A 7684-nucleotide genomic window follows, 5' to 3' on the forward strand; every position below is an offset into this window, starting at 1 on the left:
CTTTTTAATATTTCCAGAGGTATATTGGAATATTCTTTTGTAACCAATTTTTAAAACCATATTGTTAGACGAAATATTTGCTTCATCTGTCATTAGCCAGCATTTAGGGTTTTCAGTCAATACAAAATGTGTTGTATTTTGCAATAATGTCTGACCATAGCCTTTAGATCTATATTTTGGCTTAATATAAATTGTTCCGATCATAGAATTACCAAATACCGTGTCCATTATGCTGCAAAAACCTACAAGCTCATTATCTGCTTTTGCTACAAAATATTTCTTGTCTAAAATGTGAGATATCATATCAACCTTAATTTCATCAAAATCCTTGTTGTTTTCTCCATTGTATTCTTCTTCGAAGAAAGAACAGTTCATTTCAGTAACTTCATCCAGATCTTCCATGGTGCAAAATCCAATATTTAAATCCTCACTTTCCCTACTACTTAAGTTTTTTTTTGTCTCATAAAATTCCCTGTTTTTAAATGTAATAATTTCTACAGATTCATTATTAGTCATCAGATACTCAATTAAATATCGGTTCCCCGAGAAAAAATAACCGTCTGGAATTTCACTGAAATCAACTGAATCCAGAAATTTTAATAGCTGGCTGTCTACCCAGTTATTTCCATAGATATGAAATTGCCCTTCTGCACAAAATACTAGAATCCAATGCTCCTCGTTGCCAATAGTCAAGACTTTACTTGGAGTAATATTTCTGCTATTTACTGAAAGAACATGGTTCACTAGGTAAAAGTGCTGCAAATGCTGGTCTCCAACTAATTCTTCTAAATAATTTATAAATTCTGCGCTCATTTAAAATTCAATGTTTAACAACATGGCGGAAAAATATCAATAGGTATTAAATTCGACACCGTTAATATTTAATGATTTTGTCATTTGCAATTTAATTAAAAATATTCGTAAAGTTCTCGAGAATTGCAAATTGCTCTTCTTCAATTGCATGCTGATAACTAGCTTGTTTTCGAACGGAATATTTTTTAGTTGTATTTTTTACAGTGATAATATTATCAAGCATAAACTTGTAATATAAATTTAAATCTGGCAGATATCCCCATACGAATGAATATTGATATGAATCATCACCGAGGATGTAAGCTTGGAATGTAGTATCCTGAATAATATCTCCCAAACCATGTCTGACTGCCAAAATTATTTCTGTACTATTTCTAATTCCTTCCTGAATTTTAGAGTAATTTTCTGCAGTCATATTCTAATTTTTAAAACATTATTGATCTATATGAAACGTATTTATTTTAATTTTTTAATTATAGAAAGGATATATTAATTTCTTTACCAATTTCATTTTTCTCATCCGAAATAAATTTAACTACTTTTAGTACTCGCTGGGTCTTGTCCCAGTCATTATTGTCTTTTAAAAATTTCGCGTAATCTTGTAAGAGCCTCATAATGGCAAAAACCTTAAAGTATTGAAGACCCAAGCGTAAATCATCATCGAGTTTGCCTAAATCTTTTTTTAAAAATTTATCCCGAGCTTCAATTTTCTCATTCTCCGAAGCTAAAGTATAGAACTGGAGTCCATATTTAGATATTAGTTCATTATAGACTGCTAAATGTCCTGACATACTTTGAAGAATGTTGCGGGATCGCTCATTTACTATTCTAATTTTATTCTTCACTTTTTCATTTGACCACTCACAAATAAGCTTCTTTTCAAAATTATCAATATTTGCTCTTAATAATTCTTTCAATCCATTATATATCAAATCAACAATCTCTTTTCTTTCTTCCTGACTAATAGAAAAACCGTCATCAGGAAATTTCAGATTTTTAATTCTGCGAAATTCGTGAGCATATAAAGCAGCATTTATCTGGTCATTGATAATCGTTATATTCTCATCATTACTCTTGGAGCTGTACGTCCAGTTATATGAACCTGTAACTACAATAGCATTATCAATAGTACAGAATTTGTTGTGCATCTGATAATATTTTTCATTAAGGTCTTTCACAAAAGTAACTTCAATTCCCTCCCTTATAATGGCAATTAGATTTTCGGATTCTCTGTTTATTTTATTATCATCAACAAGTATTTCAATATCGATTCCTTTCTTATTTATAATTTCTTTTCCAATATCAGTATTAGTAAACCATGCAACTGCAACTAATATTCTGCTTTGGGCCAATTTAATCTGCTTTATTATTTGATAATCGATATCTGAAAAATATGAATTCATAATTTAAGGAAAATGATATAACTAAAGGAAAAATTCAATACGAAAAGATAATAATCCGCTTCGATCAACTTAGCTTCATGTGCCAGACCAATGTTTTTATATTCATTTTTAGAGCTCTCCAAGATAATCTAAGTAATTATCAATATTCATTTCACAAACAAAGTATTGTAAAAAACTTGTCATTGTTCTCTTAAATTCACCTTTATTGGTATCAAATATTTTTTGGAAAGACAGGTCACAACATTCTTCAATGTCGTCAAAATCAGCTAACTTATATGTTAAATCGGATATACTGGAATTCTTCTTCGATCCAATAAAATAACAGTCATAACTGATATATACTTTCTTATGAGATGCTAATTTTAAATCTTCAATCGCAGAATTGCAGAACACTTCGAAATCGACTATTTGCGTCAGTTTGTTCTCGTATCGATACCTCTCCGCTACTGGCATGCTATCAATTCTGTTTGTCCTTTCCTTCTCAACCATTTGTCTAAATACTGCTTCTAAATTTTCATCTAAAAACTCTTTTTGATATTCTGGCAGCGGACGAATGCTATTAGGACTAACATAAATTATATTCTCGCTGCTGTTTAAATTTTCTCCAACCAGCACAAATTTGTCGTATTTCTTCAGAAATTCAACGGCAAAAGAGCTTAAAGTTGGTAAGCCTATTTGTTTTATAGCTTGATAATTTTCAAGATTTTTATCCTCACTAAAACTGCCAAATCCATCTCTTTTCTTAATGATAAATTCTTTGTCTAGATTGTGAGTATATACCTTCCAATTTCCACCACCTCCAATAAAATTTTCGTCTAAGATTTCTATGCCTGCGTTATTCATTGCTATTTATATTTATTGCAAAATCTTTACAACTGGGGTCAGATTCCTTTTTAGTAATTCCGGCATGTATCACTATATTCTTCTTAAGAAAACCTGCACATCTCATAGTAGTCCAACACTTTTCCTAGAAAATTCTTCACCAATAAAGTATGGTGCCTCTAGAGGACTAAATTTCAGTAACCCTATTTCATCCCTTTCTGCATTAGTAAGATTGTCTAAAAAAACATTCAATTCATTTTTATAGAGTCTGCATTCAGAAGCTCCCAAAAATTTTAATTTAGTATCGACTGTTTCCGGTTTTAGCGCAATATTAATACCCTCTCCTGCCAATCTTACGCTTGGATAAAGGATTCCGTCATATTTTTCGGAAACAATTTCCGAATATATTGCAGAAATTTTATAATCGGTATGGTGTCCAATTGACTCTTTTGCAAATTCACCTGCTAAAAAAGCACTAATTTCTAAGGATGGGATTTCTAATTCTGGATTATCACTAATTAATTTTTTAAACTGTTGTTGTAGATTATTCGATAGCTGTGTTGGTCTTTGAAATCCCTTATGATGGACAATTGATACTAAATCAATGTCTTCAGTAACCTCCCATGCGCTAAAAGTAATATCTAGTTCCCCGATTGTTTTGGTATCCCTGACAAATTCACTTATTTCAAAAAGAATTGTAATCCTCGCAGTTGTAGGTTCGGTTGTTCCTTGAATTTCTGGTACGATGGAACCATAGAACATAGTCTTCTGCGGGGTACTAGCTCTTTGGAATATTTGATTAAACTTCTGAGGTTTGTATGATAAAGCTGAGACATTTTTAAATGATTTCGGCTCTGAAAGTCTTGCCCGAATAATTTTTTTGCCAGGATGTAATGTTGTTATCATTACGCCAAACCTTTCAAGTAGCTGTAGATTTTTGCGAATATCCTCAGATGTTGCAGTTTTTAAATCGAATGCCTGTATGTTCTTAATTATTTCTGAATGTTTCATATTGTAATTATAAAATCTCTATTAAACAAAAAAAGATGCTAAAGCATCTAAATCTATCTTATCAGCCACAATTTATAGCTGATTATAAATCTGATATTTCTTTTCTAAAATTAAAAAAAATAATCGCAATTAATAACAATGATCCCGTCAGAAACATAATTTTAGTACTATTTATACTGATCCAAGTTTATGATTAAATTAATTACTATTTTCTTGATTATGAATTGAAATAACATTTTAATTTAGTTTCGGTCATCTCAACTACTGTAGAATAAATGGACCCTAAAAACTCCATCATTTCAACATTAATGTTCGGCGTTTTAACTCCTGGCTGCGCAATAGCAAATTCAAATTCCACATTTGTATATCTTAGTGCTTTTCTAATACTTTCTATTCCATCTTTATCTCCGTGATAAAATCTTTTATCTTTTAAAACCCCCATAGCATTTCTGCGTTCTAAATGTTTTAACAATTCTTCCGGTTTCCACTTATATCGTAAAGATACAATAGCCTGTCCGCATACCTCAAAAAGATCTTTCAATCGTGTACCCGAAGATTCTTTAGAGTACTTACAATGAATCATTTCAAAACGAATAATGTCATCATGCTGAAAAATTGCTACTATATCGGCAGACTCTCCTGAATTATCGTCATTAAAAACTATTTTTGCGCCTTGATTTACTAGACGTTTCATTACATACTCCTGTACTGAATTATCACGCCTTTTACCTTTTTTATACATTGATTCAGCCGTATAACTAACATCCTCCCATTTTAAAATCTCAATACGCTCCGCAGGAATCTGCAATTTAGGAGAAATGTTGTAATTGGTATGAATACAGCCTGCTATTGTGCATCCATTCAGCAAAAACATAGTTGGAGGATTTTGTTCAAAAAAAGTTTTTAATGGCATGGGGTCACTTCTTAAACCTTCAACAACAACTTTAGAATCATCCAAACCCTCAACAGAATGCCCTTTTTCCCCTCCTAAAACTATAGCAAAATTGATAACCTGATCAGGTAAATTAAGAATAAAACTAGATCTTTTTTCCTGTATTTCTGTATTTTTTAAAAAACATTCAGCTAGCATAATACTTCCCGTTGAAGTTTCTAAACTTACCTTGTGAATTTTATCATATAATTCTTCCGCCCAGTCACACGCTAGAATAATTAAATCTTTAGGATATTTTTCAATTTGTGTTTTCTCAGCCGAATCTTCTAACAATTGGTTTGAATCAATGCTCTCATCAGTAATTAATTTGCCTATATTTAGACACCATTCCTTCCATTGTTTTAGATCCCCCATTCGAGCAGGGCTCCAAATTTTCCCCTTTACCGACGCACCTACACTTACTGGAAATCCATCACGAAAACCAATCCCAACAAAATCTGACTTTTGACATCTATTTCCTTTTTTCCATTTTGACAGCTCAGTTGTAACATCAGCTCCGCTTAATCTTGAATATCTGTGTAAGTGATTAGCCGGCTTAAAAATTCCCGCATGCACAATACTTAATCGCTTAATTGAATCAAATGATCTAAATACACAGTCACCATTTAACGGAACTGGCTCTTTACTTGTTATTGATTGCACCAATTCTTTAATGTCCAGCAATTTTTCCGAGTAACCAATATATAAAAGTTGAGTTTCTTTATCAAAATGCATGACAATTAAATTCCAAGTTTGATCACGCATTTTATCTGTTCTAGCCCATTTTACTTTTTCTCTTTTTTGAGTAGTAAAATAAAAAACATTTTCTTCTTTATTATAATATGGTTGAGTTAAAGCATACTTAATTAGATTGAATGCATTTTTAAATTTACTCCACTCCACCTCCTCCGTTTTATAACATACACAGCTTAAAGCTGGGTAAACAAGTTTTGGATTAAGTTCAGTATCTGGAGAATCAAATCCAGAATAGGGCTGGCATCCCTGCAGGAAGGATAATAAAGATTCCGCATCTTCTTTTCTAGCATCTGCTATTTCACTTATAACGTCTTCCCAACCAGATCCCTCTTGCAATAAATTTTCTAGCTCAACTGATAGATTTTCTTCAGCGAAATTGACTATGAAGGATGCATCTCCAAGCCCATCCTGCGTTCTTGTAAATCTTCCAATGAATTGTAATAATACTGCGAGAGATTTATGTAATTTATGGACTGCAGCAATTTTGAAATCAGGAAAATCAAAACCTTCCTTTAACATATCAACACAAATGACTATGTCATACTTTCCTTTTTTTATATTTTCAATTTTCTTTCTTTTCTCTTTGGTCTTTGAATGAACAGCAATTATTTTTTCATCTGGAAACCATTTTTTGTAATTTCTAAACAATTCTTCCGCATTTGGAGCTGTTTCAGTACGAACCATCATTTTGTGTCTCGTCCAGCCCTTTTCTCTGTCCTGCCTAAGTTTTGCCATTGCAGCTTCTGCAATTGCCTTATCTTTCTTTCTAGGATGTCTCTCATCTACAGAAATTAGAGAAATTCTTGAGAAACATTCATCTTTTAATGCTCTGGCTAATGAGTAATTATAGACAACTTTTCCTTCTATAGGTTTTTTATCATTTCTATATGGAGTTGCAGTAAACTGGACTATCTTGGAATCTTTAAATAGAATTTTTATCTGCTTCCATTCATTTGCCTCGATATGATGAGCTTCATCAAAAAAAACATGGGAAAAAGATTTTTTCAATTCTTCCAAAACTGTTCCATGTGCTCTTGCAATTAAAGCCGGTGTTGATATAACTACATCAACTGAATTGATATGTTTTATTGTTTCGATATTACCAATTATTTTATTAAGAACAAGTACAGACGGATTAGATGTGGCACCTGTTATAACTCCAAGCTCCCTTAAAATACCCCAAGTAGCAAATTTATCTGCAATTTGGTTTTTCAAATCAACAGTAGGCACGATAACTAAAACTTTTGAGGCTTTATCTGCTAAAACTGAAACCAGCATTGTTTCTGTCTTACCCGTCCCGGTAGGAAGAACTATTGTTGCCGCTTCTTTAGACAATGACCAATGAGCTAACAAAGAATACGTCGCTCCAACTTGAGCTTTACGAAGAGATTTTCCTGAATTCGTAACACTGTCAATTCTTGTGTCATTCAATACATATTTTTCTGGCAGATGCTCAGCAAGTCCTACAATATTATAACCTTCTTTTTTACCTTCTAATGAAACTTGAAAACTTTGTCCTTTTTCAGTACTTATCTCATGAATTAAATTATATTTATGAACTGCTGTTACTGGATGTAATCCTTCTTTAATCGCTATTTGAGATATAAGACCACAATCTACTTTTTCATAACGAAAATAAAGTGGTTTCTCTAATTTTAAATTAATTTGAAAAGGAATGCTAAGACTAATTTGATTCATTTAAAGTATGATTTAGTAATACATTATTAACAAAACATTTGCTTATAAAAATACAAAATTATCTTAATAAATCATCCTTTAAAATAAGGTCATAGCTGTGCAATAAACTATTATAATTAAATTTTAAAAAATCCTCTTTCATTCATCAGTGGCAGCTTATAACTTAATGGTTTTGTTATATTGTGAGCAAGATAATTGCCATTGATATAATATAAGTTATTACCAAACAAAAGCCTTATCCACTCTCGCT

Annotated in this window: 6 protein-coding genes; all 6 read right to left on the reverse strand. The window is 31.8% G+C overall.

Going from position 1 to position 7684, the window contains the following annotated elements:
* Positions 1–813 (reverse strand): GNAT family N-acetyltransferase (locus tag FPG59_RS11850; protein ID WP_086454805.1); only part of this gene is annotated, 813 nt, incomplete at its 3' end.
* 91 nt (positions 814–904) lie between these two features.
* Entirely contained in the window at positions 905–1228 is a 324-nt protein-coding gene (locus tag FPG59_RS11855) for a hypothetical protein (protein ID WP_086454806.1), read from the reverse strand.
* A 58-nt stretch (positions 1229–1286) separates the two neighbouring features.
* Positions 1287–2216 (reverse strand): phospholipase D-like domain-containing protein, encoded by a 930-nt coding sequence (locus tag FPG59_RS11860; protein ID WP_086454807.1) that lies wholly within the window; start codon positions 2214–2216, stop codon positions 1287–1289.
* Between the two features lie 108 nt (positions 2217–2324).
* Positions 2325–3059, reverse strand: coding sequence for a hypothetical protein (locus tag FPG59_RS11865; RefSeq protein WP_086454808.1), 735 nt, complete (start codon positions 3057–3059; stop codon positions 2325–2327).
* Between the two features lie 102 nt (positions 3060–3161).
* Positions 3162–4049 carry an RES family NAD+ phosphorylase gene (locus tag FPG59_RS11870; protein WP_086454809.1) on the reverse strand — a complete coding sequence of 296 codons (888 nt, stop codon included), beginning with the start codon at positions 4047–4049 and terminating at the stop codon, positions 3162–3164.
* Positions 4050–4266: 217 nt separating this feature from the next.
* Complete coding sequence (locus tag FPG59_RS11875; RefSeq protein ID WP_086454810.1) at positions 4267–7434, reverse strand: DEAD/DEAH box helicase; 3168 nt, start codon at positions 7432–7434, stop codon at positions 4267–4269.
* Between the last annotated feature and the right edge of the window lie 250 nt (positions 7435–7684).

Source organism: Flavobacterium sp. FPG59, from assembly GCF_002150205.1.
GTDB lineage: Bacteria > Bacteroidota > Bacteroidia > Flavobacteriales > Flavobacteriaceae > Flavobacterium.